The following is a 26,172-nucleotide window of genomic DNA, read 5'->3' as shown; positions in this document are numbered from 1 at the left end:
ACTCAATTGTTTCGTAAATGTATCTTTTAGAAAGCGTTTTCATAAATTTTTGTTTTGATCGGCAAGACGAAAGATGATTTCAACTTTCGTCCCATTCTCGTCACTATCCACTAAAAAACGGCCGCCTTGCTCATTCATCAATTGACGGCAAAGTAACAGACCAAGACCGTTCCCTCCTGCTGATTTCAGAGAATCCGTTCCTGAAGAAAGTTCTTTTAGAACATACGGATCAATTCCAATCCCATCATCCTCAATCCTTAGATGCAGTGATTCCTCTTCCACAAAGCTTGATATATTCAAAACCATCGCGTCGCTATATTTAACTGCATTCTCGAGTATGTTCAACACTACTTGTTTGGTCTGATCCGGTTGTCCCAGTACAAATACTTGTGACAAATTCATCAGTACTTTGATGCCGTGCTGGTCCATCCGGAGTTTCATGATAAATAAACTGTCTTGAATAAGCGCCTCAACATCAAACATCGTCGATGCAAGTTGTCCATTCATTCTTTTTTGTTTAGCGTTCTCCAAATTGTCTGAGACCAGTCGTAATAAACGCCGGCTCTCAGTTTCAATGTACTGATAACACCTTGCGGCTTCTTCCGCCTCAAGCTTCGGAATTAAATCGACATACCCCATGATTGCCGTCATCGGTGTCCGAAGTTCATGTGTCACCTGATCAATGAACAGTTGTTGTTCCGCACGTTCATGCTCGAGTTGCCGAATGTTATGTTGAACCGCATCCGCCAGTGAAGCAAAATCTGCTGCAAGACGATTTAACTCCTCATAGGGATATTCCGGCAACTCATTTGCATAATAACCTTTCGTCAAAGCATGCGAAACACTTCGTAAATCATCGATTGGTTCGATGATTGTCCGGGACATCCGGCGTGCTGTAACGACGGCAAGACCGAGTAAAATAAGAAAGACACCACTGAACACATAAGTAAGTTGTCTTAATAAATCAGCTTCCGGTTTCAGATCCACTAAAAAACGAATGGATCCGACGATATCTGTCTCATCGTAAATCGGACTCGAAAAAAATAAGACAGGTGCTTCGTTTTCTTTTAAAAACAAATAACTTTTGGTCCCTTTCAAAGCCTGATCGATATCACTCGCAAGAAGGGGCAATTGATCACGTTCGGAATCCGCCAGTAATTCAGATTTTGATCCGAATAGTTGAATACGGACATCAAAGCGGCTTGCGAGGTAAGAGGCAATCGGTACCGCACTCTCCGCCAACGAATCCGCCTGTTCGTTCTCAAGATAACTCATTGTGTACAGCTGTGCTTCCCGACTCAATTTTTGCGCGGACTCAACCGCATTGTCATATAGATTTGATTGAACAAATGCATAGATGATTAAAAAGAAAGTCAATAAAGCTGAAACGAGTAAAAGAACAAAATTTTCTATGATGACCTGTTGAAGTTTCATGCGTCGACCCATTTATAACCGGCTCCGTAAATGGTCTTGAGTCGTTCCCCTTGAGGTCCCAGTTTTTTTCGCAGACGTTGAATCATAATATCAACAGCCCGGGTTTGTCCTGAAAAATCAAAGCCCCATACTTGCTCAAGCAATTCTTCCCGTTCAAAAACACGCTTTGGATGTTGCAAAAACAGTGCCAGCAATGCATATTCGCGATACGTTAACGGAAGCGGCTCTCCGTCCAACGAAATCGTCCGCTCTGCCGAATCAATCGTCAAAAAAGAATCGTCTACGGTAAATGGTTTTGGAGTCATTTGAACAACACGTTTCAGCAAATTTTTCACACGTAGTACAAGTTCCGTACCGTTAAACGGCTTCGTCATGTAATCATCAGCTCCGAGTTGCAGACCAATGATTTTATCATTCATCTGATCACGTGCAGTCAGCATTAAAATCGGTAAATCAGGTTGCGATGCCCGTAACTGTGGAATCAAATCAAATCCGGTCGTATCGGGCAGCATTAAATCAAGAATGATTAGATCAAATGATTGCGTTGCATGCAGCTTCAATGCTTCTTCTCCACTTTTTGCTGTCTCGACTTGATAGTGTTCGATTTCCAGCTGTAATCGAACGAGATGACGGATGCTCTCTTCATCATCAACCACTAAAATATGCATAAGTATCCTTCTCTCTACTTGTTCTTGTTTCTTAGCTTATCATGGTATCGCTTTCACGAAAATTTTCCAACTATTTTAATTACTCCCTGCACATGAATCACTCAAAAAAGAACTCTATCCCCTTTTTTTAGGAATAGAATTCTTTTTTAAACTTTATATTTTAGATGCTTTGTATCATACAATCACTCACTTCACCGTAATCTTGATCTGGACGACCGTTTCATTGCCCGAACGATCCTTTACGCGGTATGTCAACGGATAGATGCCTTCGCGCTTCGTATCGACCCGTCCCGTAATTTTAATTTGATTCGTTAACATGCCGTCCACTTCATCTGATGCTGTTACACCGGAACTCGGATTAAACAAACTGTTTTGCTTAATCGTTTTCGAGACCGCTCCCTTCAGGACCGGAGCGGTCGTATCCTTAACAGTGACTTTTCGGATATGTGTCCGTTTATTGCCGGCCGCGTCCTGGACACTGTACGTCACAGGATAGACCCCGACTTTATCGGTAGACACCGTTCCGGAAATCTTCAGCTGTTCTGTCACATCTCCATCGACGTTGTCGGAAGCGGTCACATTCCGTTTCGGACGGAATCGTTCGTTGACCATTAAGACCAGATCGTCCGCACCATCAATCACCGGGCGTGTCATATCTTTGATCGTGATGATCCGTTTGACTTCGCTTTTATTACGTGATAAATCGTATGCAGTATAAATCAGACTGTAGCGCCCTGGTTGGTTAAGATCAAGATTCCCGGTCACGCTCAGTAATTCTTTGACATCGCCATCCGTCTCATCGATCACGCGAATCCCTTTGTATACATCAAATGATTGACTGGCCGGAATCGTCAGTCCGGTAGCTCCCTCGATTTTTGGAGCGATGACATCTTCAATCCTTTTTTCCTCAGTAACATGCAGGTTGCCTTTTAGATCCTTCACTTCAAATGTAATATACTGTTGTCCGCGTAAGGCGACGGGCGATAACACAAACATCCCTTTCGCGTCAGACATCGTTTGTACACTCTTTTTCCCGAGACGTGCCGTGACTTGCATGAAGGGCTCCGTCTTTCCGGTAATCTTCGTCGCTTCGTTCGTCATATGGTCCACATTAAACTGGAAGAACGGCTTCGCTTTTTCGACGATCACTTCGCGACCAGGACTCCGGTTCCCGAATATGTCTTTCAAATACACCATCAATTTCGTTCCGGCAGTTTGCTTCGGAAGATCGATGTAATACATGTCACTGTACCGCGACGGTCCTGTATGACGCATTGCAATCCGTTCTTGTCCCCGGTAGACTTCAATGATCGTATCGTTCCCTTCGCCACCGACTGGTAACATGGTTTGAGTATCCGACAGCTTCCCGACGTGCTCCATGATTGGTGCTGTCACGTCATGCAGATGGACGGTTTTGACGGCACTTGTTCTTCGATAGTCTCCAACAGCTTGAACACGAATAGCTTTACTATCGTCAGGATAGTCAAACGCAATTGAAAAATGACCGTCCGCATCGGCTTCGCCGGATCCAAGACCACCCTCGCCATAGACAACATTTCGTCCGCCTGTGATTTCAACTCGTGCAAACGGCTCGGTCGTTCCCTCCAATCGTAAAATATCATCATTGATTGTCATTGGAACATCAAGACGAACGGCTGTCTCTTCTTGAACTTCAAGATGTTTTGGTGTCGCCTGCCAGTTTTCATAGGAAGCTTCAATCGTCAACTCCGTCCCAACTTCTTGCTCTACAATCGGTAATTCAAACGTTCCTGTGTTTGAGACCGTGACACTTCCGAGCAATGCTTGATTTTGATAGACTTTCAGCTCCATTCCCGGGACGCCTGTTCCTGTCAGCGTTTTATCTGATTTCGACACGGGGTTGATGTCGTAATAATAATACTGCTGTTCATACACTTCTGAACGAAGGTCAAAGGTATCGATCGCTACATAACGTAACTGTGTCGTCCGGTCCAATAGAATCGGATAACGTTCGTAATACTTCGAACTGTCTTCCGTCGGTTTCGACCCGTCCGTCGTGTAATAGATGGTCGCTTCCTTCGTCGCCTCGAGTTTCACTTCTTTTGTTCCTGAATATAGACCTGTCGTCAAGGAAGCATCGACTTCCGGCTTCGATTGATCCATGATGCCGAGACGTTGTCTGAATTGATTTCCGAAGATGTCCTTCAAGATGATTTCAATTCCTTTTTTACCGACGATATCATAATCCTGGACGGAAAATGTACCGTTCGCCTGAAGGGGTAACGACTTCCCATCAATCGTCGCTTCGAGTACCGGTGACGTCGCTCCTGTAAACGACACTTTTCCATCAACCGGAATAAGTGGCTTTCCATAAATCTGAAGCGGCATGCGTGGAATGATAGTAGTCGTCTCGACGTCGAACTCGACTTGATCACCTTTCATAAAGTAAGCCGTCCCTTGCTCGCGTTGAACGGTAGTCGCTTCACGAACGATTCGTTTGGCACGAATCATGTCCTCTACCATGACGTTTCCTTTACTTTCCAACGTCCCGTACACATAAACATTGCCCGTCGTACGTACATTTTTTAAGATGACGTGGGCATCCGGTCCGATATACAGATTTTCTTCAATCGTTTGATTCTCAAGCACGGTATCTTTTAATAAAAATCTTCCTTCAATCGGAGTGACTTCTCCGTGTCCTTGAACAATTGCTGCTTGAACATTTAACGGTGTCATTAAAACGTATGAATGAGGTACGATGAGTGATGCAATAAGCCCTGTAGCCAGTACATGTTTCCACGACAATTTCGACATGATGATCTCCTTTTAAACGTCTATACTGACGTTCGTAAAATAAAATCTAATATTCCATTTAATTCTAACTTATTGATTTTTTTGTATGTATATTGTTTTGATTTCTTATATCAATTGATTCTTTAGTATTTGTACAAGACCTACTCTTTTTTTGAACATGACAAAAATGACTCCGAAATTTTTTCGAAGTCACTGCATGTCATATTTAATTCCCTTTGATTTAACGAATCGTAAACTTCACTTTGTCCGCTTCTCCATAAGCATCCGGCTCAAACGTCCACCGTTCGACACCTGTTTTAACCGCCTTGAAATGATAGCCTTCCATTTTGAGACGACCTTCACCTGATGAAAGCGCACGATACACGTATGGGGTCGTATCATCTTTGTATTCACGGACCACCGCAACCGATTGCCCTTTCTTTAGGCTGATGTTGTGAGGACTTGTTAAATACGTATAGCCTGCATAGCGATCTAACGTCATATACTTCGAAACTTTCCCGGCGACTTTCCGATCGTCCGCTCCTGTCCCGTCACGATGTTTTAATTTCGTCCCTTTGTAGGAGTAGACATCATGAACGATTGTCATCGACCCGACATACAGTTTTTTATCACGGATGACCGCTTTACCAAATCCATAAGATTCTTTTGCTTCAAAAATCTTTTTGATCTTCTTTCCGTCTGTCGATCCTAATAAAATGGGTGTGAAGTACCCGCCACTTCCACCAGTCGGTCCAATCACCAACTGTTCTTTTTTGTTATCCATCATTTTTCCTTTTGCTTCAACATCATAATAATCCGTATCTCGGTCTGTGTATGTATATACCGTAGACCATTTTTTCTTTTTCGCATCGTATTTCTGAGCTTTTCCGATGACGTCGTTCATATACGTTTTTGAGTTAAAGCGTTCATACAAAACAAACGTTTCCGGATACTTTCCTCCGAGTAAATAAACGGACCGCACATCAATCGGCTTATATCCGCCTGAGAGTTTACTTTTCTTTAATGAAGCGAGTTGTTTATCGACAATCTTATTTTCTGATTTACTGAGTGCCGCTGCCGAATCCATCTGGATAGGCAAGAGACTGATTAACAGCCCTGCCGTTGTAAATAGTATTGTTTTTTTCATTTCAATTTCCTCCTCGTTTGGTTAATAGCGTTCTGCATCATTGACGCTAAATGAACTTAATTGTTCGGTACTCTTGATAAACCATTGTTCTTGATTCAGGTCATATTTGAGATGATAGCGAAACGGTACGTTATCGCCTGGATCTTCTTCCACGAGCGAATCGTCTTCATCATAATAATCGCCTACATAATAAGAAATCGCTTCAATCGTAGCTGATAAATCAGTCGCATTTTCACTGATTTTAATGGACGATGGTGAATATTCAATACTGTCAAAATATCCTTCCCAGTAAACGCCTCTCTTTTCTAAAGAGTTATAGTAACTTTGTTGTCTTGCCAAGTAATCCGGTTCTCTGTACAACGTAAAATAAGACGTATCCATGCTCTCATATGCACTTTTCCATTCACTGGCATGATCATTGATGGTGCTGATGATGTCGTCCTTCACGGATTGTCTCACTTCCATACCACGACCTTTTGCCGAATCAGAAAGCGACGTTCGATTCGTCACTAACCAATCCTGTTCTGACTTCGTTAAATCCAGTTGCCAGACGATTGTACTTGGGTCTGGTCGTTCATGAAAATAAGGCTGATAAGAACGAGACGAGTAATCAACCGTCACTTTCACTGTCGCTTGATCACCTTTGATGACAATATCACTCTGAGGAATATCGTTGATCGTTAACTCTCCATCGAAGATGTATCCGCCGTTGATTAAGTCGTTCAGACTTTTTTGAAAGCCTTGATTGTAGGTGCTTGTACTAACAGAAAGACCCTTAACTGTTCGGTCAGTCAATGCATCTTCCAACTCACGAAAGAAAATCTCGGAAATATCACTGATTTGTTCATACGATTCCTCTAAGTTCATATCTTCTTTCGTTTTACCTTTTTCTTTGGAAGTCGATTCTTTTTTCTCGTCCTCTTTCGCTTCCTCTTCCCCTATGACAAATGTGGCATTCGACTTAGGTTCGTTTGATTTTTTAGCAACAACGTCTTCTTCCATGCCCCAGTAATAATAGGCACCTCCGGTAATCCCTGCTATCAAAAGAAGACTTACAATGCCGACACCTCTTTTATTTCGCTTTTGTTTTTGTTTTCTTTCGTATTTGATCACGACGTATGCCCGTTCAATTTCTGTGCGTTCTTCTGATTCTTCAGGGTATGCCATTAATTTTTCTTCATAAGCTTTATCTAACTCTTTGTTACTCGATGTTCTTGATATTCCTAATCGTTCGTATGGATCCATAATCATTTCTCCTTTTATGAAAATTTTGTTATTTTTATCTTTATTTTACATTATAATAACCATGGTAAGAAAGGAGTGCACACATAGATGGCACATTGTTCAAACTGTCATACCCCTATGAATGACCAAATGATTTTCTGTCCTGTTTGTGGACAAAAAAGTGTTAGAAAACACTCACGTTTTTCTAAAAAGACCTGGATGTTATTTTCACTTGTATTTCTACTTTTAGTAGGAGGCGGTGTTTTGGCTTATGCAAGGTACCAGTCTTCACAACCTTTGTTTCAGACAAGCGAGCTAACTCACTCAGCAGCTGATCGTGACGAAGTACTGCCTCAAGGGTTCGCAGGCACGCAACGTAGTCAGTTAGCAGATGAGGAATTAGAAGATTATCTCGTATTTGACTCTGCTTCACCAGATTCACTTTATCGCTTTCTAAGTGTCTACACCCAGCGTCTTCCTTCTCTCAATAAACAAGATAGCGACTGGAGTTACTACGATTCGAGCATCGAAGATTACAGTCCTTATTCCGATCTTTTCTACGGTGAAGAGGATTTGACAGACGACGAGCTTCATTTTTTTGGAAATCGTTTAGACTTTTCTGAGGATGACCCGTACAGTTACGTGACATTACAAGATATGACGTTTGATTCGATCGAATTAATTAGCAAAAATCAATTCCATGTTCAAACAACTGAAACCTATTCACGTAAAAGTTTTGCAGAAGAAGACAAACAGCTACATAAGTCGATTACGAACTATGAATTGAGTTTTGACGATGGAACATACACAATCACTTCAGTTAAACGTTCATTTAAAAAGGAGATCAAATCATGATGTTACGAACGAGTCTTACGATTATCTTCGCCGTTTTATTAAGTGGTTGTGCAAATGAGTCTGCTAACTTGTATATGAAACAAAGTGCACAAAGTACGCTCGAAGGTGAACTCGACCAAGAGAAACAATGGTTTGAAAAAGCAAAATTAGAAGGTGCGACCGACAAACATCTGATTGCTCTGAGTCAGCAACAAGAAGCATTTCATGATCTTGAAGCAGCTATTTATATGAATCAGACTACAAACGCTGTTAAATTTGCCGAACGTGTCATGAACCAAACGTTCGGAGATCGATCACTTGCAAATCAAGCTTCCACATATCATCGAACTTTACTCAACATTGAGCGAGAATTTAAAGATTTTCAAGGTACCTACACTTACACAACGAGTGACCAAGGTGAGTATGAGCAGGATTACTCAAATGCAACAATCGACGTCAGTACGTATCCTAATCGGAAAGCAACACTGACCCTCCATGATGTACTCGACTACGAAGGTGAACCTCTCGATGACTTTGAATATACAGGTCGCTTTGATTCGGAAAACAGTCTAATGGTTTATTTCTATGAATCATCGCTTGAAATTATTTTTGATGAGGATGGTCACTTAACATTTCGAGATTCCGGTATTGAAAAAGACTCAACTGTAGACTTTGAAAAGTCAAAAAATCAGTCTTTATGATAAAACGCTTGTCTTCATACGGAGACAAGCGTTTTTATATATTACGCTTTCGTACCTTTTAAACGTCGTAGTCCATATCCTGCTAAACCACCGAGGAATGGGAAGAAGAAGAGCATAAAAGCATTCCAAAGAGTCAGGCTTGAGATGACGACACCAGCCATGAGATCTCCATCCCACTGAACTTCAAGTCTCGTCTGTGTGAAATATGCCAATACGAGACCTCCAACGAGGAAAACACTTCCGTATACGACCGTAGCCCGTAACGTTCGTATCCAGCGGAAACCTATCACGATATGGAGAGCAAACATGAGAAGAAGGAAAATCAATCCGTATGGCGCAACGCTTGTGCGAAGAAGTTGTTCTTCTTCAAAAGGAGATGTACTATCCGCTATTTCGATCATACGAGATACAAGACCAACATCGACTGTTTCATCAAAACGTGTGACTTTCGGATCGAGCGTTGGATCATTTCCATTCTCGATTTGATTACCTACAATGTCTTGAATCCGATTAAGACCCGATGCTTCTTCTGCTTCTGTGACGGGCTTTTCTAAGTCATTTAATCGGTCTTCTCCATATAAGGCAGCGCCAAGACGGTATTCTTCTGTTAAGACCGTCATTTTAAAATCAACTTGTCCGGCTTGAGACATTACATAAATCGGTGAAGCACCACTTAGGAGTACGAGACTTGTCGTCTCTCCAACAGCGGCATTATCTAGTTCATCTAATTCGTTTAGATAATAGAGTTGTCCGATTGATGTCATAAGAACGCCTGCTAAATAAATGCTCATCAGAGTCATTGCAGCAACCCGACCGACTTGCCAAGATCCGCGTAATTCTTTTTGTCCGATAAAGAGGAACAGCAAAACGCCAGAAAACGAGATGAAGAAAGTCCGTAAGATACCTTTTAATAGATGAAGATCAAAAATACCAAAGTCTGTCGCAAACAATCCGACCAGTAAAGCAATGAGAGCTAATGTCAGTGAAAAGATGAAGGTCCGTTCAATTCGTTCGTTCCACGAAACTGCCTTCCCTCCAACGACTCCACCTCTTTCCAGTAACCACGCACTGCCCATTAGGAGGAAGAGGCCGGGTAATGAAAGAAGAAGATGTCCGGAGAAAATGTGAAAATCTAATTGATTGACTGCTTTCTGAATCTCCGGTAAATACTCGGCATCTCCACGCGATACTTCCGTGATCAACCACGATTTTAAGTCCTCACTTGATGTCAGTTGAAGACCTGCCAGCGATACAAATAACAAGAAGAAAAAGAGACCAACTGCACTATAATCACTTCCGATATTCTGTTGAGCAGTCTTTAATGAATCAAGGGAGGCCTCTCCACTAACAAGACCCAGAATAATGAACAATAAAACAATGATTGCTGCGAAGCAAATCAGGGCGGCTACGCTTCCGACTACTAGACTTGGATTCGAAGTCGACAGATCAAAGCGTGAAAAAAGTGTTCTTCCCCGCTCTTTCCATGTTGAGTTCGTCCCCCAATTTTGTGTCTTCCATTTTTTACGAATATCATCCATGCCTGGTAAACGATCTACGATCGAACCTTCTGACGTTGCTGCCACAAGTCGCGAATGACCACAACTCGGACAATAAGAAGAACGACTATCCATCTGATGTCCGCATCCAACACAAAAGTGAGCTGCTTGTTCAAAGCGAATCGGTCTTAACTGTTTATCGAGTACTGTTCCGTCTACACTACAATACTGAGCATGTTGAGCATGAGCTTTCCCACAGGTCGAGCAGTACTTCATAGATGTTGCCCCATTTCGGATCCACAGCATGTACAGTATTGTTGATCGTTCCGTTGTGGTGTATGACAAGTAGAACATTCTACCTTCATCTGATCAGTTTCTCTGGGAACCGCTGTACCACACTTACCACAAAATTTCGCTCCCGGTTCTAGTGCGGTTCGACATGACTTACATTGCTTTTGCGCCGCTTCAACTTCCATTTCTTCAATTCGTGATAATGCACCAAATACAAGGACTTCCTGCGCCAAAATGTCTTTAATTTCATCACGGCGCCCTTCACTTCGAAGCTTCATATAATGCCGCTCTCCGATTTCGTATAAAAGACGTCCTTTTTCACGTCGAGCTTGTTCAGCATTTTCATGTAATTCTTTAGGTGTCATTTCTTGAAATCGTGATTTTATCATTTTCCAATCCATCATTTATGTTTCCTCCCTGATTTTACTTAATGTTTGTAGCTTGCTGAATTCTAAAACTCTCTTCATAACTGTCAGAATCCGGAGCACTTCCATATGTGAAAAGGTATCGGAAGAGTGATTTTGATGTTGATTTTCCAGGTGATTCGCTATCATACGAATAAAGTTCGCCACGGATATACGTTGTTGCCATTAATTCGATTCCGACCGTATCACCATATTCAACAAACTTTGCAGACGAACGATCAATCGAGGCACTCATGAACTCGCCATCCCATTCCAAATCTTTTCTACTCCAGTCATCGTAATTTTTTTGTTGCTTCGCTATATAAGAAGCATCATCGACAAGTGTGAAGTAACTCGTATCCTGATAGTTCGCTGCATCGACCCAATCGGAAGCATGTTCTTCAACGACTTGCTCGATTTGATCAAGAGTAGATTCCGATGGTTGAAATACAAAATCAATTTTTTTCGTATCCGGTTTGACGAGCACCTCCTCTGATGTCTCATCTCCCCAGGCAAATTGATTTTCAATAGCTAAAGTAATCCCGTTCTTCGGAATCGGTCCGTATGAATCAAGTTCCGAAATCGTCTTTGATGTTACTTTTCCATCGACGATCAAAAACGCGTCTGGATAAGTTTGATCTAAGAAGACGGCGTTACCTTTTAAGGTGATTTCATATTTTCGATTCGAAGCATCTAAGGTTAAAGGGTTAATTGTGACTTCACTCGACTCTTTTCCGTATTCCCCATCATAGGCAATTTTGGCATCGGTCAGTCCTGGGTATATACCATCCATTTGGATACCATCTGATGATGCCTTACTACTTTCTGTCCCGACCGGATTAACAAGCGTCACTTTTGTTCCTTCAAAGTTACTGATGACTTCCGTTCGCACTCCCTCTAGCTGCAGACGATAATCCTTGAATATCCCAAACTGACGTCCGTCCGCTACAATTTGTGCTGGAACATCGCTTTCGTTCTCAGCTTGAAGAGATGTCCCCGCCATTAATAGATATTCCATAAATGATTTCTTTTGTTCAGGCGTCTCCTTCAAGGCATCCAGAAAACGCTGAGCCATTGATTGATCGATTTGCTTTCCATTAAACTCCGTATGTTCAGATAATAACTTTGCATCACCAGAACGAATGGCAGCACGTACTTCATTCGTCGTCGCCTCAACGGTAAACCATTGTGTCGATAACCCATAATAAGCTCCACCAGCGATTAACAGAAGTACAAGAGCTGATAGAAGAGCTTTTGTTGTTTTACTCACTTTTTTAGACTGAATAGGTTTTACGTCTCTTTCTTTTTCAATATGGTTATTTTCTTCTTCGCGGCCTTTAAGAGCATCACCACAGCTCGGACAAAATTTCAATCCACGCTTCGCAGAATCCGCACAATTCACACATGACATTCCATAAACCTCCTTTGATCTCACACGAACAATCAAACTTCTCTAAGTTAAATTTATCCATAGAAGATATTAACACAAAAAAGATATATTTTAACTTAAATTTGTAATAAAAAGAATCTATTTACTTATATTTAAAATAAATATTCAAATTCAGGTATAAATGAGTATTTTATGTATGCAATAAAATAAAAAAACGATGTGTCATAAATTCGACTACACCGTTCAAAACGAAAAATTTATTAGTAATTACTTAAACCAAATGCTCTTACGTATCCGTTATAATCATAATCTGCCCAAAAAGTTGTTTTAGTAGTTGGTTTATATTGCAGTGTCCCTGCACGTTCATAACGAATTATCGTTTGATTGTTTACTACATAAAGCATCTTATTCCATTCATTTTTTTCCGTCTTAAGATGTACTTTTGGTTTTCCCAGTGCACTCGTGAACTCCGTCCATTTGATCTTTCGTTGATCAAAAGACGGCATCGTCATGATATCACCGATATGATTTGGATATCTTTCATCAAAACCAATGGTTCCATAAACTAAGGATGCTTTTACCTTTCCGAACACACAGCAACTTGTGCTATCAATACCGTAAATAGCATCTTTTCCTTTAATCTTCATTCGATCGTACAACTTTGCCTCTGCCTTATACATCGTTCCTTTTTTTGCGGCAGCATAATGTTCTTTTAAATAGGTACTATTACTTTTCTTAAAGACGCTAACCGTAAACAATTTTGTTTTACTTTTATTTTTTGCACTATCTATAGCATATAAAGATAACTTTGTACCACTTGCTTGGGCTTTAAAGGTAAGTTTATACATTCCTTTAGCATCGGCTGTCGAGCTGGCAACTTTAGTTGTCCCTTTATAGAGATAGACAGCTGCTTTCGCTTCCGTTTTTCCGCTTATACTGGTGGTTTTCGTCGTTACAGCACTGGCTGTCGGAACCGCTGGAGCTGTCTTATCAATTACTTTCAGGCGAACTTCTCGACTCTTATTTTTAGCCGCATCCATCGCGTAAATTGTTAAGATTGTCCCAGCTTTTTGCTTAGGTAATTTCACTGAAAATTTTCCCGAACTGCTTATTGCTTGTCCCACTTTTTTGCTTCCATTCATGGCAATGATAGTACTCTTATTTTCAGCTGTACCTGTCAGAGTTGTCATCGAGTCTGAGAATACATTTACTTTAGGTACGGTTGGTGATGTTTTATCGATAACCTTAAATGTTGTCACGGAACTTTTATTTTTCAAATCGTCTTCAATCGATACTGATAAAGTCAATCCGCCAAGCTGTTTTGGTACAGAAATTGTGAATTTACCTTTTTGACTTTGCTTAACTTGCCCGATAACTTTGTTCGAAGAAGTATAAACAGAAATTATTCCTCCAGATACGTCGTAAGGAAGTTGTCCGGTAACTTGCATCGATTGGTCGGTAAAAGCGTCTACGAGAAGTGGACCGTAAACAGATGTATTTACAGCTTTAGCTGCATTGACACGACCATATCCATAATCATCGTCTTTTCCTTTGTCTCCAAGATCATCTGACGTTTCAATCAGACGCTTGACGATTTGATCTCCAGTCAAATTTGGTTCGTTCGCTTTAATCAGAGCAGCAACTCCTGCGACCACAGGCGAAGCCATCGACGTGCCGCTCATTTCACCATATTTATCATATGGTAATGTCGAATAAATGTAACTTCCCGGTGCTGAAACATCAATTGTTGGTCCATAATTAGAGAAATAGGACGGAGAATCCCAAGGTGTCGTAGATGCAACCGATACTACATGATCATAAGAAGCTGGATAAGAAGGCTCATCTGTTTCTTCATTGCCAGCCGCTGCAACAATGACTAATCCAGAATCGTGTGCATAATCTATTGCTTCTTGGTATAACCAACTGTAATAATAATTTCCTAAACTCATATTAATGATATCAGCGTCATGATCGACCGCATGATAAATAGCTTCGATGACATCAGATGAGTAAGCGCCATCTCCTTCAAATACATTAAGCGGCATGATTTTTGTTTTGGGAGCGATACCTGCTCCACCGGTGTAATTATCAATTTCCCCGGCAATAATCCCTGCAACATGTGTTCCATGTTCACCTAGCGGGATTGTTTCATCAGAACCTTCTACGATATCGTATGGACTAACAATATTATTTTTTAAATCCTCATGATATAAATCAATTCCATCATCAATCACAGCAACAATGACGTTCGCCGAACCTTTCGTCTTGTTCCAAGCCTTTTGAGTCTCAATATTTTCGTGCTGAGACTGAAGGTCAAAATCCGAATCATTTGGTGTATATAAGTGTTTAAGTCGGTAATCTGTTTCAACTCTAACGACTTCCGGTTGTGCTTTTAATTCATTAATGTAGTTTTTCATTGTTTTTCCAGACGGAATATCTAATGTATAAATAGCAGAAGACGCACTTGTCTTTTTTAGTAATACTTCTTTTGAAGTATGTGTCACGTTATTTCCCTTTACTTGCACGATGACTCGTTCCTGTTGTTTACTTGACTCTTCTGCATTACTCGTCTCCGACCAAACTAAACTAACCGTTACTAAAGCAAGTCCACTTACCCATTGTTTCCATTTCATTTTTTTAATCCCCTTTAAGATATTCACGCTTTATAAAAATACCATTAAAAGGTAATATTTACTTTTTTTAAAAAATTATCATTTAAATAGTGGGTTCTTATTTTTATTAGACGAATTGTAATATTAAGTGCAACACCTAGCTGAAAACACAAAAAAACCCATAACGGCCTCGTGTAGAATAGAGTTACCACACAAAATTCAACGGAGGATTCGTTATGAGCTATGTTCATCTTACCATATCAGAAAGAGTCAAAATAGAGACGTATCTCGAGCTAGGTGTAACCGCTAGAATTAAGTGGTTCTTACGCAATATTGGTGAGCGTGTCTTTATGCCACTATCCGGGTATAGAATGACTAAAAGGAGTGATTCTGATGATGACCGAGTTATCGGAGTTGGATGAACGGTTGCAAATCGAATCTTTTTTCCAAAATGATGGACAACTGACGTTGTACGCAGTCCTCGTCAGTAAGGAAGCCCATTGTCCTAGCTGCGGGAATTGTTCTTCTCATCGACACAGCACCTATGAACGAGTCTGGATGGACGTTCCGGACGGTGGCCGACCAGTTACTGTCCATTTAAAGTTGCAAAAATGGTTCTGTCGAAATCAGTTATGTGCACAAGGCATCTTCACGGAACGTCTGGGATGGCTTCCTCCGAATAAGCGAAAAAGTCGGCGACTGGAAGAACAAATCCGTGAACTAGCTTTTTCAATGAGTGCGATGCAAACCGAACGTGTCTGTCGTCATCTAGGAATTCGGATCAGCCATGATACCGTGCTGCGAATCGTATATCAGACCAAGTTATCGCTCATTAATAGTCCCTTTTGTCGGAATCGATGATTTTGCATTCAAGAAAGGGAGCGATTATGGGACGATCATTTGCGACCACCAGACCCATCTTCCGATCGACTTGCTTCCCTCACGGGAAAGCGGCATAGTAGCAGACTGGCTCATCGAACATCAAGAAGTCGTTCTTGTCTCTCGTGACCGCTACGCTCCCTATAGGGAAGCCATCGCAACAACCGCGCCGTCCATAATCGAAGTCTTCGATCGCTTCCATCTGATAAAGAACCTATGGGATCTTCATGAACACGTACTCACGCCACACTTGCCGGCTTCTATCTTAATCAGTCCATTGACTGAAACGATGTCATCTGTAGATCAGGAAATCCAGTCATACGATCCGAAATGGGAAAGGATACTCACAGTCCAGCAGGCACGGGCGAATGGAGAGTCCATTGCCTCTATAGCGCGACGGTTCAATATCAGCCGACCAACAGTCTATCATTATCTCCGACTGAAAGAACCCATGAAGCAATCAAAAAGACGCCGTTTGCGAGCAATCGATGAATGGAAATCTCGTCTCGAAGTACTCGAAGGACAGCACCGAACGATGAAACAAATTCAGCGGTTGATGCGGGAAGAAGGATATTCAGGTTCTAACAGCAGTATCCGAAAAGAGATTGAAAAAATCAGAAGAGACCATAGGTCTCGGAACATCGACATACGAATCTCACGAAAAACAGCTACTTCACTCCTTTGGAAATGGGAAATGAACCGTCCCAGCGGACATCGTCATCTAGTCGATAGGTTGCTCCAGCGTTTTCCTTGCATTCGTCCTATTTTTTGTTTTGTCCAAAGCTTTCGTGAAGCGTTAAAAGCAAAAAACGGGGCTGATCTTTGTTTACTTTTGAAGAAGGAACTCGCACGAAACGACACATCGACTAAAAATTTTGTCTCGAGGCTGTTACAGGAGAAACGTGCTCTTTTCCATGCCTGTGAACGGAAGGAAAATAACGGTCTCGTCGAGGGTCATGTCAACCGTTTGAAACTAGTCAAACGAAGTATGTATGGACGTGCTAGTTTTAATCTTTTGCGTTTAAAAGTACTGTATTCTAATCAATAAACCCTATATCACGATACTTTATAAATCGAAAGATACTCTTCCTCATACATATTCACCAATATTGCGTAAGAACCAATTCTACTTGACGTCGACACTAGGTTTCTCTGTCCGAAAGATTGCGGGACGCCTGGGGCGTCAACCTTCTACGATTTCACGAGAATTGAAACGAAATCCTCACTACGATTCGTCTCATGCTGACCAGCGTTATGCGGAGCGAAAAAAGAAATGCGGTGCACGTACGAAGTTTACGCTCGAAAAAGGAGCCCGTATCCTCGAAAAGTTAAGGGAGACGTGGTCCCCTGAACAAATTGCCGGACGATTATTCCAAGAAGAAGGACTCTCGTTCAAGACCATTTATCGTTGGATTTATATGGGCCTCATCGAGGCCGATTCTAAACTCCTTCGGCAAAAGGGAAAGCGTCAGAAACCACGTGAGACGCGCGGACGCTTCAACGTCGGACTGCCAATCAGTAAACGTCCGACCGACGTCAAAGGGCGTCAAACGTTTGGACATTGGGAACTTGATACTGTTGTGTCGGGTAGAGGGACGTCCAAAGCCTGTGTCGCGACGTTCGTCGAGCGAAAGAGTCGTTTTTATCTCGCTGTACCGATGGAAAATCGGTCCGCTCAATCGATGGAGTCTGCGATTCAAGCATTACATCTTTCCTTCCCGTTGGGAACGTTCCAAACTGCGACGACAGATCGCGGAAAAGAGTTTAGCTGTCATGAACGAATTCGTGACACGTTAGGCTTACCGATGTATTTTGCGGATCCGTATTCTTCTTGGCAGCGTGGGAGTAACGAGAACGCCAATGGTCTTCTCCGTGAATTTTTCCCGAAGGGGACAGATTTCGGAAAGGTCAGTCGTTCTGAAATCGCTCAAGCGCTCGCCTGGATTAATGGGAGACCACGAAAATGTCTCAACTGGAAAACTGCATACGAGGTCTTCACCGAAGAAGTGTTGCACTTAATTTGACAAACCATCATTAAATAAAGCCTCGTATAAATTTTAATAATTCATACGAGGCTCACCTTTCGTCTATTATGTTTTGAGTTACTTTATTTTTATATCAGTTATTGATTTTTATTCAAAAGAAAAATGCATCTGTTTTAATTGACGAATACGTTCATGATCTTCTGCATATTCTCCCGCTTCATGCCAAGTTCCTTCTTCCTCAAATTTCCCCTGATTCGATAAAAAGTTATAACTGCCGATAACTAAAAACAATTCATCACACATTAATAACTTAAAGTGCGTATTAGATTTTTTAAATTTAATTTTTCCGGAATATCCTTTTTTTAGCCATTTTTTCTTTAATTGTTCCACTACTTTTTCAGAAGTCATTCCCCGGTCATCTTTGTTTTTATAACTACTATCCGATCCAATACCATAAACAATCTTTATATTAACCCCTTTTTTAAGAGCAGCCTCAACTAATTTTACGAATTCATTATTATTAATTAACCACCAACTAAGCCATGGACTGACAATACAGATTTCTGACTTAGCTTCATGGAGTGCTCGATAAAATAAGTCTTTCATTTGTTGGTTCTCTACGTAACGACTATTTGTCATCTTCATACCTTTCATTTGCAACTCTTGTATAATTTTTTGAATCAATTCGATTTGAAACCCTTCCGATGATCCTTCTCTTAATAAGTGTAATACCTCTCGAAGATTTTCTTCTTTACCTTGATGCAGACTCATAGACATCTGTAAATCCATCATTAATCCTTCAACTTCTTTAGACTGATTTTCTATCATGTCTGTACTGGTATCAATCTTTTCCTTCAATACATTTAAATATGTTTCTAAAGTCGTAGATTGACTATGCATAGCCGTTTTAATTTCTTCTATATTTAAAGATGATGATTGGTTTGCGTCTTGAATCGTTTTACCAATTTGTCGTTCAAGTGTCTGTAATACCTGATTCATATATACATCCATCCGTTGTATCAACTTTCTGGATAATTCGTTTTCATCTTCACTTAAATTTGTACCACTTGGGGATTGCTGAATCAAAACAGATGGTGTTTTAAGAGGTATGCTTATATTTTCTTTTCTTTGTAATAATAACAGCATGATAAAACAATTAAAGATAACAAAAGCATAGCCTGTAGAAATCATCTGATCAAAAAAGAAAAAGTGAATGATGGTTACTACAGTCATTACTCCAAGTGTAATGTACGCCAACGTAGTATCTATTAATCTATTCTTATACCATATATAAGTACTTGGTAGACCTATGATCAATAGCAAAAAGAGACTTAAAAAAGGCGGCAATACCCATGGTAAAAAGGACGCTAGAATGTTGATAACGAGTAATTGTCGATTTGTCATGATCGTCCCCTTCAATCCACTAATACTTTATCAATAATTAACTCTAACTCGTCTTTATATACATCGATTGTTGCAATGACTCGGATTGAGAAGCGGGAATCCATTGCATTATAAATTCGTTCTTTTCTTCCCTCAATTTCTTGAGAATCTGCTTTAAATAAAACAGATTTAATATTTATTTTTCCTTGAGTCAATTCAAAAAATAAATGGCCATTTTTTTCAACTACTTGATCAACCATGCCCTCAACAATTATCTGTTGTCCACGATCTGATTTTTTAATAGTAGCTAGTGTCTTTGAGTTGATTGTTTCCGAAGTTTTTTGTGTTAACTGTACGTCTTGTAACGCCTCGGGTATTAATTCCAATTCACCCTTATACTCTGAAATTTTTCCTTTAATAGTGGTCATGGCATGAACAGGATATTGTGCTGTTTCTGGTTTTAAGTTGGCGAACAGCGGAACTTTAAGTGTCTGACTATTCGTAGTTTGAACAGTTAAGAAAATATGTCCTTTCGGATGAACATACTTCGAAATAATTTCTGCTGACAGCGTTTTTGTTTGCCCTACTTGTTCGCTTGTAATTTGTTCTGATACTTCTTTTTCAACTGAAGAAATATCTTCTTTTGCTTGAGGTATGATTTCAATTTCATCTTGATAGACATCTACTTCTCCTCTCACCTTAACCAAGGTTCCAGGCGTCAACGCTACAACATTAATTTGTTTATCTTTGAAGATCGGAACACTAATTGTTCCACTATCATCCGTTACTTTTAAAAATACATTCCCCTTACTTGTAGACCGTTTAGAAATCGTTCCGATAATACTTTGTTGCTGTCCTTTCATCGCCTCGGTGATGGATGATATCGACTGTTCCGAGCTTATTTCTGACAAACTTTCTTTCGCTGTAGATGGAACCTTTTTTGTTACTTGTTCTTTCTCACTTTCAAAGACGTTTAATTTGTACATTGCTCCACCAACTAATAAAAGCAGTATAAATGCAGTTAAAAGTGCAAATGTTTTTTTAGATTGTTCCACGTGACACTCTCCTTAAAAATCCCTATTTAATATTTATTTTTTCATTATATTTCTAATTTTACATGACCACTAAATTGATTTATTAATTTTTTTATGAATAACGGTCAATACATACTTATATTTCATTACCTTAAACTAGAAACATTCTATTCTAGCAGAGTTTTTTTGTGCCGGTATGACCGTTCCTTTTTTTTACGTAGATTTTCTTTTAATAAAATATTTTTACACCTTATTCTATGTAACATGAAGTCTTTTCTCTGATTCTTCTATCCGAAGAATGCTACTGTCTACAAAATAAAAGATTTTCCCGAACACCCTCTTGGATAAGTAGAGTTATCCTGAAGCGCGTGGCGGAAACAGGCGGTTTTTCAAGAAGAATGATGAATGGAATAGAGAAAATGAAGGGGATTGGCATTTTGAAAGATGAGAAAACCGTTGGCATGATTCAAAAAAGAAGATTTGAAAAGAGAGGATAACTCTACTTATACTGAAACTACCGCGGAATACATAGATATGCATATCTCAGATTGGATTTTCTTATCATGAATGAAGCTTTAAAACAATGGATGCCCCTCGTCAATTCTCTTCTCTCCCGTCTCTCGATTCATCCGAATGAACAGGATGAATGCCGCCAAGCCGCACTTCTCCGACTCTGGAAATCAATCGAAGAAGGTAAGGTCATGACCGTCACCTTCGCTCGGATTCGGGCGAAAGGCGCAATGCTCGATTACTTAGCGACCCGCAACCGGACACTGGCCGGTGAAGTCGCCGTCGAGACGTTACCGGAACTCCCCCGTCAGCAGCAAGTCTCGTTCACCTACTTACTCGATCAACTGAAACAGGAACTATCGCGGAAGGAATTCACCATCCTGCAAGCTCTCCTTCATGGCAACGAAGGCACCCTCGGCTATTCCCCGGCTCGACTCCGATCTCTTAAGTCCGAACTCAAACGAAAAGTACAGGACATTCTCCTATGATGACGTTTTACTTGGAACGGTTACTTGCAATCATTGAACAGTCTCCGAGTTACAGTCCACTGACGAAAAAAGCTTACCGCGTCGATGTCCGCCATTTCTGTACCCACGCCGAAACAATCGACATTCCTTCCTTACACCGCTATATCACACTGTTAAAACAGACTTATGCTCCGACGACTACTTCCCGACGGATTCATGCGCTCGCTACACTGTTCGACGCATTAGTCGCTGAAAAGTCTCTCCCCTCGAATCCGCTATCCCGCATCAAGAAACCGACTCGTCCGATCCCAAAACACCGGACTGCCTTCAGCTACACGGATGCCCGACGTGTCATCGAGACACTGCAAGACGAGACGATGTATACGTTCTACTTCCTGCTGTTACATACGGGTCTTCGCTTCAACGAAGCCCGACAACTCCACCAGACTGATATCGACCTGACCGAACGGCAACTGTTTGTCCGTCATGGTAAAGGACAGAAAACACGTTACGTTCCACTCCATAACGAATTGGTCACTGTCCTGATACGCTATCTCGACGTTCAATCAAGCGGTGGTCCGTTGTTCCAAAATACTGCCGGCGGCTTACTTGATCCGAACCAAGCGCGGAAGCAACTCCAGCTCACCAGTCAACGAGTCTTACATCGTACACTCCGACCACACGATTTGCGGGTGACGTTCGCAACGACATTGTACCGGGAACATCGAGCGGATTTACTGACCATCATGCGTCTGCTTGGTCACAGTGACGCCAAGACGACGCAACAGTATATCCTGCCATCGTCTGAAGTGGCCCGGTCCTCGATCAATCGGCTGACGCCGATAACGTATTCATGATCTGTTGAAGTCTTGTTTCACGGCTGAGAATATACCCTTCCGTCGTCCGGGAGCTGCCGTGACCGAGCAGGCGCTGAATCTCAACTAACGTACAATCGGCTATCTGATACAGATGGGTCGCAAACGCAACACGCAAATCATGCGGATGCAACGGTCGTCCTCGCATAGCCAGTGACTGCTTACGCAAGGCGTCACGGGCAGATTGCTCATTGATTGCTTGTCCTCGCACTGACCGAAAGACAAGTCCTGTCGTTCGACCGCTAAGAAAATTGCGTAATCGATTGACCAGATTCACGCCTAACGGAACCGTCCGCAGGCGTCGCCCTTTACCGTGCCGGACGAGTAGCGTTAAGCCATCCAACTGAATATCTTCGATCGACAACAAACGGGCCTCCATGAAGCGGAGGCCCGTTTGACTGATGAGTTCGAAGAAAAGACGATACGTTGGATGATTGATTTGGCGAATCGTTTGAATCACCTCTTCAAGCGGATGATGTTCGCGTTGTTGAATCTGCTGATGGATAATCGGTCGGACTTGTTTCATTGGATTGGCCTTAAGCCGTTTCGCACGGACCAGTTCATTTCCGAGTGCCGTCAACGCATGATAGCGTCGCATCGCCGTTGCTGGTTTATAGTGTTGAATCAACTGATCAAAATACATTTGAAGGGACTTCACTGACCATTCGACACAAAGCTTCTTCATTTGCCGTAAATCACTTCGGTAGGCTTTAATCGTTTGTTTACTATATATCATATGTGACACCAGATAATGCTCCAAGTAGGAAAAGTGTGTCATGAAAAGTCCTCCTTTAGTTGTCCTAACAAAAGAATTCCCTTTTCATTTTTCTTTGAACCTCTTCAGAACACTATGTTCTTTTTTAACCCTATCCAAAATTGAAAAGCGTTCAACTAGTTTTTTAAATTACCAGTTGCCCTCAAAAACCATTTTAAGGGAATTAAATAGATGACAATAGGTACAATAGGATTATAAACGTGTTTACCCTTATAGAACTGGAGGAACAAATATATGACTCAGCAACTCCCTATGGATGACTTACAAAATAACGCATTAGAAACTGTGTTGACACAGTTACTCAAAGTACCAGGTATCCGTGTTGATCGAACAGCTTTTTTGTGTGATCAATTCAAAGGAAGCATCCCGAATAATATGACAAGAATCCGGTTACTGGATGCCGGTCCGATAGCCATCGGCGCAACCAAAAAAGAACTTCAGCAAAAAGCACGGAAATTAATCAATTTAGCAACTGCTCAGAGTACTACTATTTCGTTTGCCGCTGGACTACCAGGTGGCTTTGCAATGGCTGCCACTATTCCAGCGGACACTGTACAGTTTTTGGCTACTTCCATTCGCCTTTCTCAACAATTAGCTTATTTGTATGGCTATCAGGATTTATGGGAAGACGGCGTCATCAATGAAGAACGCATCCGCAACCAATTCATTCTCTATATGGGCGTCATGTTCGGAGTCGGTGGATCTGCGGCTGGTCTGCGAGTTTTATCACCACGCCTTGCGCAACAAGCCATAACTAAGCTTCCACAGCAAGCTTTGACACGAACGATCTATTATCCGTTGATCAAACGAATCGCTGCTTCAATCGGATTTAAAATGAATAAGAAATTATTTGCCCAAGGCGTCGGAAAAATCATTCCTATTGTCGGTGGTGTCATTTCTGGTGGCTTCACGCTGATTGCCTTAAAACAAATGGGCGGACGCCTTCAAAAGGAACTTGCTTTATCCATCGACTACACGACCCATCAACAAGAAACTGATTTAAAAGAAATTCAGACGATCATTGAGTTGGATCCGTCTACCGAAGCAACTGTCGCGCCGACAACGCAAGGAACTCCATCTAAACTTTCATATGAAGAATTCCTTGCACAACAAAGTAATATTAAGCAAATGCACCAGACAGGAACAATCTCACAACAGCAATATATGTCAATCATGGAGCAATTGAAAAGGAGCTATTATCATGGAAATCGGTAAACAACTCTTCGGTAAATTATCAGCTTTAGCTGTTTCTGTCCCTGTATCCCAAGAGCTGATTCAAAAAGCGTTGTCTGAACGAATCAATGAATTAGAAGATATTCAAGTTGTGATCACACCAGACCATATTGATTTATCTGGATCTGTACACATCAAAAAATTTGGTTTGTCACGTAAACAACGCGTCTCGATATTATTATCACCGAACCGTGTCGAATCACGAACGATTTATTTTAACGTTCTAAAAGTAAAACCACTCGATTTTGAAACATCAAATGCCTCTTATCTCACTAAAGCACCATTCACGCACTATGAGAATCGAATCCTTTGTCTCGATCTCTCTTCACTCGATATTTTGCAAAAAACGAAGTTTGGTTCGCTGCGTCATCTGCAGCTTGACCATGAACAACTGACAGTAGGAATGGGCATTTAATAATAATTTAACAGCTTCATGAAAAGTGTATGAAATTCGTTTTACTTTATGTTTTGAAAAAAAACATAAAAATATTCCAATTGAGATATGAAGAATGATACGAATGAAATCTTCGATGTTCTAAATAACTCGCTTTACACCTTATCTTTTACTTGAAGGCAGTAATTTGATTCTTTGGATTGTCAACACTAAACTAGACAATCTTCTTAAGGAGTGATTGCTTGTAACGAACGGGGCTTTGATAATCCAATGTACCGTGTATGCGAAGGTGGTTGAACCAATTCACGTAATCCTGGAACTCGCGTTCCAGCTCCGTCAAACTCGAGAACACTCGTTTTTTGACAAACTCTGTCTTGATGATTTTAAACGTGGCTTCCGCGACTGCGTTATCGTACGGACAACCCTTTTCGCTCAACGAGCGACGGATTCCGAACGTATGAAGGGCATCCTCAATCAGACGGTTGTTGAACTCTCGTCCTCGATCCGTGTGAAACATCCGGATACGACGCAAATCATGAGGAATGGAAGTAAAAGCACGATGGACCAGTTGCGCATCCTTTCGCTCGCCCATACTATGCCCGATGATTTCTCGGTTAAAGAGATCAACAAATACACATACATAATACCATTTTTGACGGACCTTGATGTATGTTAGGTCACTGACGACAACGGATAGCTCTTCTCCTTGCTTGAACGTGCGATTCAATTCATTGGCTTCCATCGACTCGTTGCACGCTTCTTTTTTAGGCTTGAATTGCGCAAGCGTGTACGTAGAGACGAGCCCTTGTTCTTTCATGATGCGTCCGATTCGGCGACGAGAGACGCATTTCCCTTGTTTTTGGAGTTCGACCTTGATTTTACGCGTGCCGTAGTTCTCTCGGCTGCGTCGGAAAATTTCACGGATGGCTTCCGTTACATCGTCGACCGATGGTCGCTGTCTCGCTTCGTAATAAAACGTACTTCTGGGTAATTGGAGGACGCTGCACATTGCTGATACCGAGTATTTATGTCGATTATTCTTGATCACACTTACTTTCGTCCCATGATCAGCGCGGCTTGCTTTAAAATATCATTCTCCATCTCCAGTTGTTGGACATGCTTCCGAAGCACACGTAGCTCGCGCGCTTCATCTGACAAATTATCTTCTTCCTTAAAAGATCCGGTCGTCTTACTTTGGTTGATCCAGCGATTAAATGCCGAAGGCGTCAAGTCATATTCCCGAATGATATCGGCGCGTGATTTCCCATTCAAATGGAGTTGAACCATCTGTTGTTTGAATGAATCGCTAAAAATTCTTCGTTCCCATTTATTCATGAAGGTGATTCTCCTCTGCTGTTCATAATTTTCCTAAGTCTAATTGACCTTAAGGTTTATGTCCAACTAACTGTAGACCATCCAATTCTTTTCCATCGTCATTATGTGAATACGCGGATCTAGTTCTTCGATCTCGTACATAGGAATCAGTCCTTTTTAACTCTATTCCCATAGTATTGAAAACATTACCTCACTAACATTGCGTAAGTGGGCTAACCTAAAATTTTGAGACAATATAAAACACCTTCGGAGTGGTACACTTTTAAAAAGTACTAATATCGGAGGTGTTTTTGCATGGGCAAAAACGTATATTCAAGTGAAGTGAAATG

The 26,172-nt window shown here is 41.3% G+C and carries 23 protein-coding genes; 10 read left to right on the top strand and 13 right to left on the bottom strand.

Annotated features, from left to right (window positions below; translation table 11 throughout):
• Positions 1-39 precede the first annotated feature (39 nt).
• The 5 genes from R7V76_RS12100 to R7V76_RS12080 form a co-directional block, all read right to left on the bottom strand.
• On the bottom strand, positions 40-1,434 hold the full coding sequence (locus tag R7V76_RS12100) for a sensor histidine kinase (RefSeq protein WP_318092716.1): 1,395 nt from the start codon (positions 1,432-1,434) through the stop codon (positions 40-42).
• Positions 1,431-2,102: a response regulator transcription factor gene (locus tag R7V76_RS12095; RefSeq protein ID WP_318092715.1), complete on the bottom strand. Its 672-nt coding sequence runs from the start codon at positions 2,100-2,102 to the stop codon at positions 1,431-1,433. The genes R7V76_RS12100 and R7V76_RS12095 overlap by 4 nt, the downstream gene beginning before the upstream one ends.
• A gap of 186 nt (positions 2,103-2,288) precedes the next feature.
• Positions 2,289-4,895 carry an immunoglobulin-like domain-containing protein gene (locus R7V76_RS12090; RefSeq protein WP_318092714.1) on the bottom strand — a complete coding sequence of 869 codons (2,607 nt, stop codon included), beginning with the start codon at positions 4,893-4,895 and terminating at the stop codon, positions 2,289-2,291.
• A gap of 220 nt (positions 4,896-5,115) precedes the next feature.
• Complete coding sequence (locus R7V76_RS12085) at positions 5,116-6,021, bottom strand: hypothetical protein (protein ID WP_318092713.1); 906 nt, start codon at positions 6,019-6,021, stop codon at positions 5,116-5,118.
• A gap of 21 nt (positions 6,022-6,042) precedes the next feature.
• A complete protein-coding gene (locus R7V76_RS12080) occupies positions 6,043-7,266 on the bottom strand; it encodes a hypothetical protein (protein ID WP_318092711.1) in 1,224 nt (407 codons plus the stop codon).
• Between the two features lie 87 nt (positions 7,267-7,353).
• Here R7V76_RS12080 and R7V76_RS12075 point away from each other — a divergent pair, with 87 nt between their 5' ends.
• Positions 7,354-8,100 (top strand): zinc ribbon domain-containing protein, encoded by a 747-nt coding sequence (locus R7V76_RS12075; RefSeq protein WP_318092710.1) that lies wholly within the window; start codon positions 7,354-7,356, stop codon positions 8,098-8,100.
• Entirely contained in the window at positions 8,097-8,780 is a 684-nt protein-coding gene (locus R7V76_RS12070) for a hypothetical protein (RefSeq protein ID WP_318092709.1), read from the top strand. Before R7V76_RS12075 ends, R7V76_RS12070 begins: the two co-directional genes overlap by 4 nt.
• 41 nt (positions 8,781-8,821) lie before the next feature.
• Here the strand turns inward: R7V76_RS12070 and R7V76_RS12065 are convergent, their stop codons facing one another.
• The 4 genes from R7V76_RS12065 to R7V76_RS12050 form a co-directional block, all read right to left on the bottom strand.
• Entirely contained in the window at positions 8,822-10,552 is a 1,731-nt protein-coding gene (locus R7V76_RS12065; protein ID WP_318092708.1) for a zinc ribbon domain-containing protein, read from the bottom strand.
• On the bottom strand, positions 10,549-10,971 hold the full coding sequence (locus R7V76_RS12060; RefSeq protein WP_318092707.1) for a zinc ribbon domain-containing protein: 423 nt from the start codon (positions 10,969-10,971) through the stop codon (positions 10,549-10,551). Before R7V76_RS12060 ends, R7V76_RS12065 begins: the two co-directional genes overlap by 4 nt.
• Positions 10,972-10,990: 19 nt before the next feature.
• On the bottom strand, positions 10,991-12,382 hold the full coding sequence (locus R7V76_RS12055) for a TcaA 3rd/4th domain-containing protein (RefSeq protein ID WP_318092705.1): 1,392 nt from the start codon (positions 12,380-12,382) through the stop codon (positions 10,991-10,993).
• Between the two features lie 239 nt (positions 12,383-12,621).
• On the bottom strand, positions 12,622-14,994 hold the full coding sequence (locus R7V76_RS12050; protein WP_318092703.1) for a S8 family peptidase: 2,373 nt from the start codon (positions 14,992-14,994) through the stop codon (positions 12,622-12,624).
• Between the two features lie 372 nt (positions 14,995-15,366).
• On the opposite strand from R7V76_RS12050, the gene R7V76_RS12045 reads away from it, so the two are divergent.
• The 3 genes from R7V76_RS12045 to R7V76_RS12035 are packed head-to-tail and all read left to right on the top strand — an operon-like array spanning position 15,367 to position 17,876.
• The gene (locus tag R7V76_RS12045) at positions 15,367-15,834 is read left to right on the top strand and encodes a transposase family protein (RefSeq protein ID WP_318092702.1); all 468 of its coding nucleotides are present in this window, start codon (positions 15,367-15,369) and stop codon (positions 15,832-15,834) included.
• Positions 15,761-16,900, top strand: coding sequence for a transposase (locus R7V76_RS12040; RefSeq protein WP_318092700.1), 1,140 nt, complete (start codon positions 15,761-15,763; stop codon positions 16,898-16,900). Before R7V76_RS12045 ends, R7V76_RS12040 begins: the two co-directional genes overlap by 74 nt.
• A gap of 58 nt (positions 16,901-16,958) precedes the next feature.
• Positions 16,959-17,876, top strand: a complete 918-nt coding sequence (locus R7V76_RS12035) for an IS30 family transposase (protein WP_318092785.1) — start codon at positions 16,959-16,961, stop codon at positions 17,874-17,876.
• A 108-nt stretch (positions 17,877-17,984) separates the two neighbouring features.
• Here the strand turns inward: R7V76_RS12035 and R7V76_RS12030 are convergent, their stop codons facing one another.
• Together R7V76_RS12030 and R7V76_RS12025 are read right to left on the bottom strand one after the other, a co-directional pair.
• Positions 17,985-19,241, bottom strand: a complete 1,257-nt coding sequence (locus R7V76_RS12030; protein WP_318092699.1) for a phospholipase D-like domain-containing protein — start codon at positions 19,239-19,241, stop codon at positions 17,985-17,987.
• A gap of 11 nt (positions 19,242-19,252) precedes the next feature.
• Positions 19,253-20,275 (bottom strand): OB-fold nucleic acid binding domain-containing protein, encoded by a 1,023-nt coding sequence (locus R7V76_RS12025; RefSeq protein ID WP_318092698.1) that lies wholly within the window; start codon positions 20,273-20,275, stop codon positions 19,253-19,255.
• Positions 20,276-20,622: 347 nt separating this feature from the next.
• Here R7V76_RS12025 and R7V76_RS12020 point away from each other — a divergent pair, with 347 nt between their 5' ends.
• The 3 genes from R7V76_RS12020 (at position 20,623) to R7V76_RS12010 (ending at position 22,088) form a co-directional block, all read left to right on the top strand.
• Positions 20,623-20,751 (top strand): hypothetical protein, encoded by a 129-nt coding sequence (locus R7V76_RS12020; RefSeq protein ID WP_318092697.1) that lies wholly within the window; start codon positions 20,623-20,625, stop codon positions 20,749-20,751.
• A gap of 66 nt (positions 20,752-20,817) precedes the next feature.
• Positions 20,818-21,252 (top strand): sigma factor, encoded by a 435-nt coding sequence (locus R7V76_RS12015; protein ID WP_318092695.1) that lies wholly within the window; start codon positions 20,818-20,820, stop codon positions 21,250-21,252.
• Positions 21,249-22,088 (top strand): tyrosine-type recombinase/integrase, encoded by an 840-nt coding sequence (locus R7V76_RS12010; RefSeq protein ID WP_318092694.1) that lies wholly within the window; start codon positions 21,249-21,251, stop codon positions 22,086-22,088. The genes R7V76_RS12015 and R7V76_RS12010 overlap by 4 nt, the downstream gene beginning before the upstream one ends.
• Here R7V76_RS12010 and R7V76_RS12005 read toward each other — a convergent pair.
• Complete coding sequence (locus R7V76_RS12005) at positions 22,057-22,884, bottom strand: tyrosine-type recombinase/integrase (protein WP_318092693.1); 828 nt, start codon at positions 22,882-22,884, stop codon at positions 22,057-22,059. The two genes, R7V76_RS12010 and R7V76_RS12005, sit on opposite strands and share 32 nt — an antisense overlap.
• A gap of 231 nt (positions 22,885-23,115) precedes the next feature.
• On the opposite strand from R7V76_RS12005, the gene R7V76_RS12000 reads away from it, so the two are divergent.
• Together R7V76_RS12000 and R7V76_RS11995 are read left to right on the top strand one after the other, a co-directional pair.
• Positions 23,116-24,096, top strand: a complete 981-nt coding sequence (locus R7V76_RS12000; protein WP_318092692.1) for a bacteriochlorophyll 4-vinyl reductase — start codon at positions 23,116-23,118, stop codon at positions 24,094-24,096.
• Positions 24,083-24,529 carry a hypothetical protein gene (locus tag R7V76_RS11995; RefSeq protein ID WP_318092691.1) on the top strand — a complete coding sequence of 149 codons (447 nt, stop codon included), beginning with the start codon at positions 24,083-24,085 and terminating at the stop codon, positions 24,527-24,529. Before R7V76_RS12000 ends, R7V76_RS11995 begins: the two co-directional genes overlap by 14 nt.
• Positions 24,530-24,722: 193 nt before the next feature.
• Here R7V76_RS11995 and R7V76_RS11990 read toward each other — a convergent pair.
• A protein-coding gene (locus tag R7V76_RS11990) for an IS3 family transposase (protein WP_318092690.1) occupies positions 24,723-25,843 on the bottom strand; the annotation gives its coding sequence in 2 pieces (ribosomal slippage) (positions 24,723-25,594 and positions 25,594-25,843; 1,122 coding nt in all).
• Positions 25,844-26,172 lie beyond the last annotated feature (329 nt).

It is taken from the genome of Exiguobacterium artemiae (genome assembly GCF_033342815.1).
GTDB classification, from domain to species: domain Bacteria; phylum Bacillota; class Bacilli; order Exiguobacteriales; family Exiguobacteriaceae; genus Exiguobacterium_A; species Exiguobacterium_A artemiae_A.
This window is presented reverse-complemented; position numbering and strand designations above follow the sequence as displayed.

Bases quoted from the DNA above. Each gene is read 5' to 3' on its own strand.
- R7V76_RS12070 (WP_318092709.1), top strand. From the start codon at position 8,097: ATGATGTTACGAACGAGTCTTACGATTATCTTCGCCGTTTTATTAAGT.
- R7V76_RS12090 (WP_318092714.1), bottom strand. From the start codon at position 4,895: ATGTCGAAATTGTCGTGGAAACATGTACTGGCTACAGGGCTTATTGCA.
- R7V76_RS11995 (WP_318092691.1), top strand. From the start codon at position 24,083: ATGGAAATCGGTAAACAACTCTTCGGTAAATTATCAGCTTTAGCTGTT.
- R7V76_RS12080 (WP_318092711.1), bottom strand. From the start codon at position 7,266: ATGGATCCATACGAACGATTAGGAATATCAAGAACATCGAGTAACAAA.
- R7V76_RS12010 (WP_318092694.1), top strand. From the start codon at position 21,249: ATGATGACGTTTTACTTGGAACGGTTACTTGCAATCATTGAACAGTCT.
- R7V76_RS12045 (WP_318092702.1), top strand. From the start codon at position 15,367: ATGATGACCGAGTTATCGGAGTTGGATGAACGGTTGCAAATCGAATCT.
- R7V76_RS12100 (WP_318092716.1), bottom strand. From the start codon at position 1,434: ATGAAACTTCAACAGGTCATCATAGAAAATTTTGTTCTTTTACTCGTT.
- R7V76_RS12085 (WP_318092713.1), bottom strand. From the start codon at position 6,021: ATGAAAAAAACAATACTATTTACAACGGCAGGGCTGTTAATCAGTCTC.
- R7V76_RS12055 (WP_318092705.1), bottom strand. From the start codon at position 12,382: ATGTCATGTGTGAATTGTGCGGATTCTGCGAAGCGTGGATTGAAATTT.
- R7V76_RS12075 (WP_318092710.1), top strand. From the start codon at position 7,354: ATGGCACATTGTTCAAACTGTCATACCCCTATGAATGACCAAATGATT.
- R7V76_RS12095 (WP_318092715.1), bottom strand. From the start codon at position 2,102: ATGCATATTTTAGTGGTTGATGATGAAGAGAGCATCCGTCATCTCGTT.
- R7V76_RS12005 (WP_318092693.1), bottom strand. From the start codon at position 22,884: ATGACACACTTTTCCTACTTGGAGCATTATCTGGTGTCACATATGATA.
- R7V76_RS12030 (WP_318092699.1), bottom strand. From the start codon at position 19,241: ATGACAAATCGACAATTACTCGTTATCAACATTCTAGCGTCCTTTTTA.
- R7V76_RS12065 (WP_318092708.1), bottom strand. From the start codon at position 10,552: ATGAAGTACTGCTCGACCTGTGGGAAAGCTCATGCTCAACATGCTCAG.
- R7V76_RS12015 (WP_318092695.1), top strand. From the start codon at position 20,818: ATGAATGAAGCTTTAAAACAATGGATGCCCCTCGTCAATTCTCTTCTC.
- R7V76_RS12040 (WP_318092700.1), top strand. From the start codon at position 15,761: ATGATACCGTGCTGCGAATCGTATATCAGACCAAGTTATCGCTCATTA.
- R7V76_RS12060 (WP_318092707.1), bottom strand. From the start codon at position 10,971: ATGATGGATTGGAAAATGATAAAATCACGATTTCAAGAAATGACACCT.
- R7V76_RS12000 (WP_318092692.1), top strand. From the start codon at position 23,116: ATGACTCAGCAACTCCCTATGGATGACTTACAAAATAACGCATTAGAA.
- R7V76_RS12050 (WP_318092703.1), bottom strand. From the start codon at position 14,994: ATGAAATGGAAACAATGGGTAAGTGGACTTGCTTTAGTAACGGTTAGT.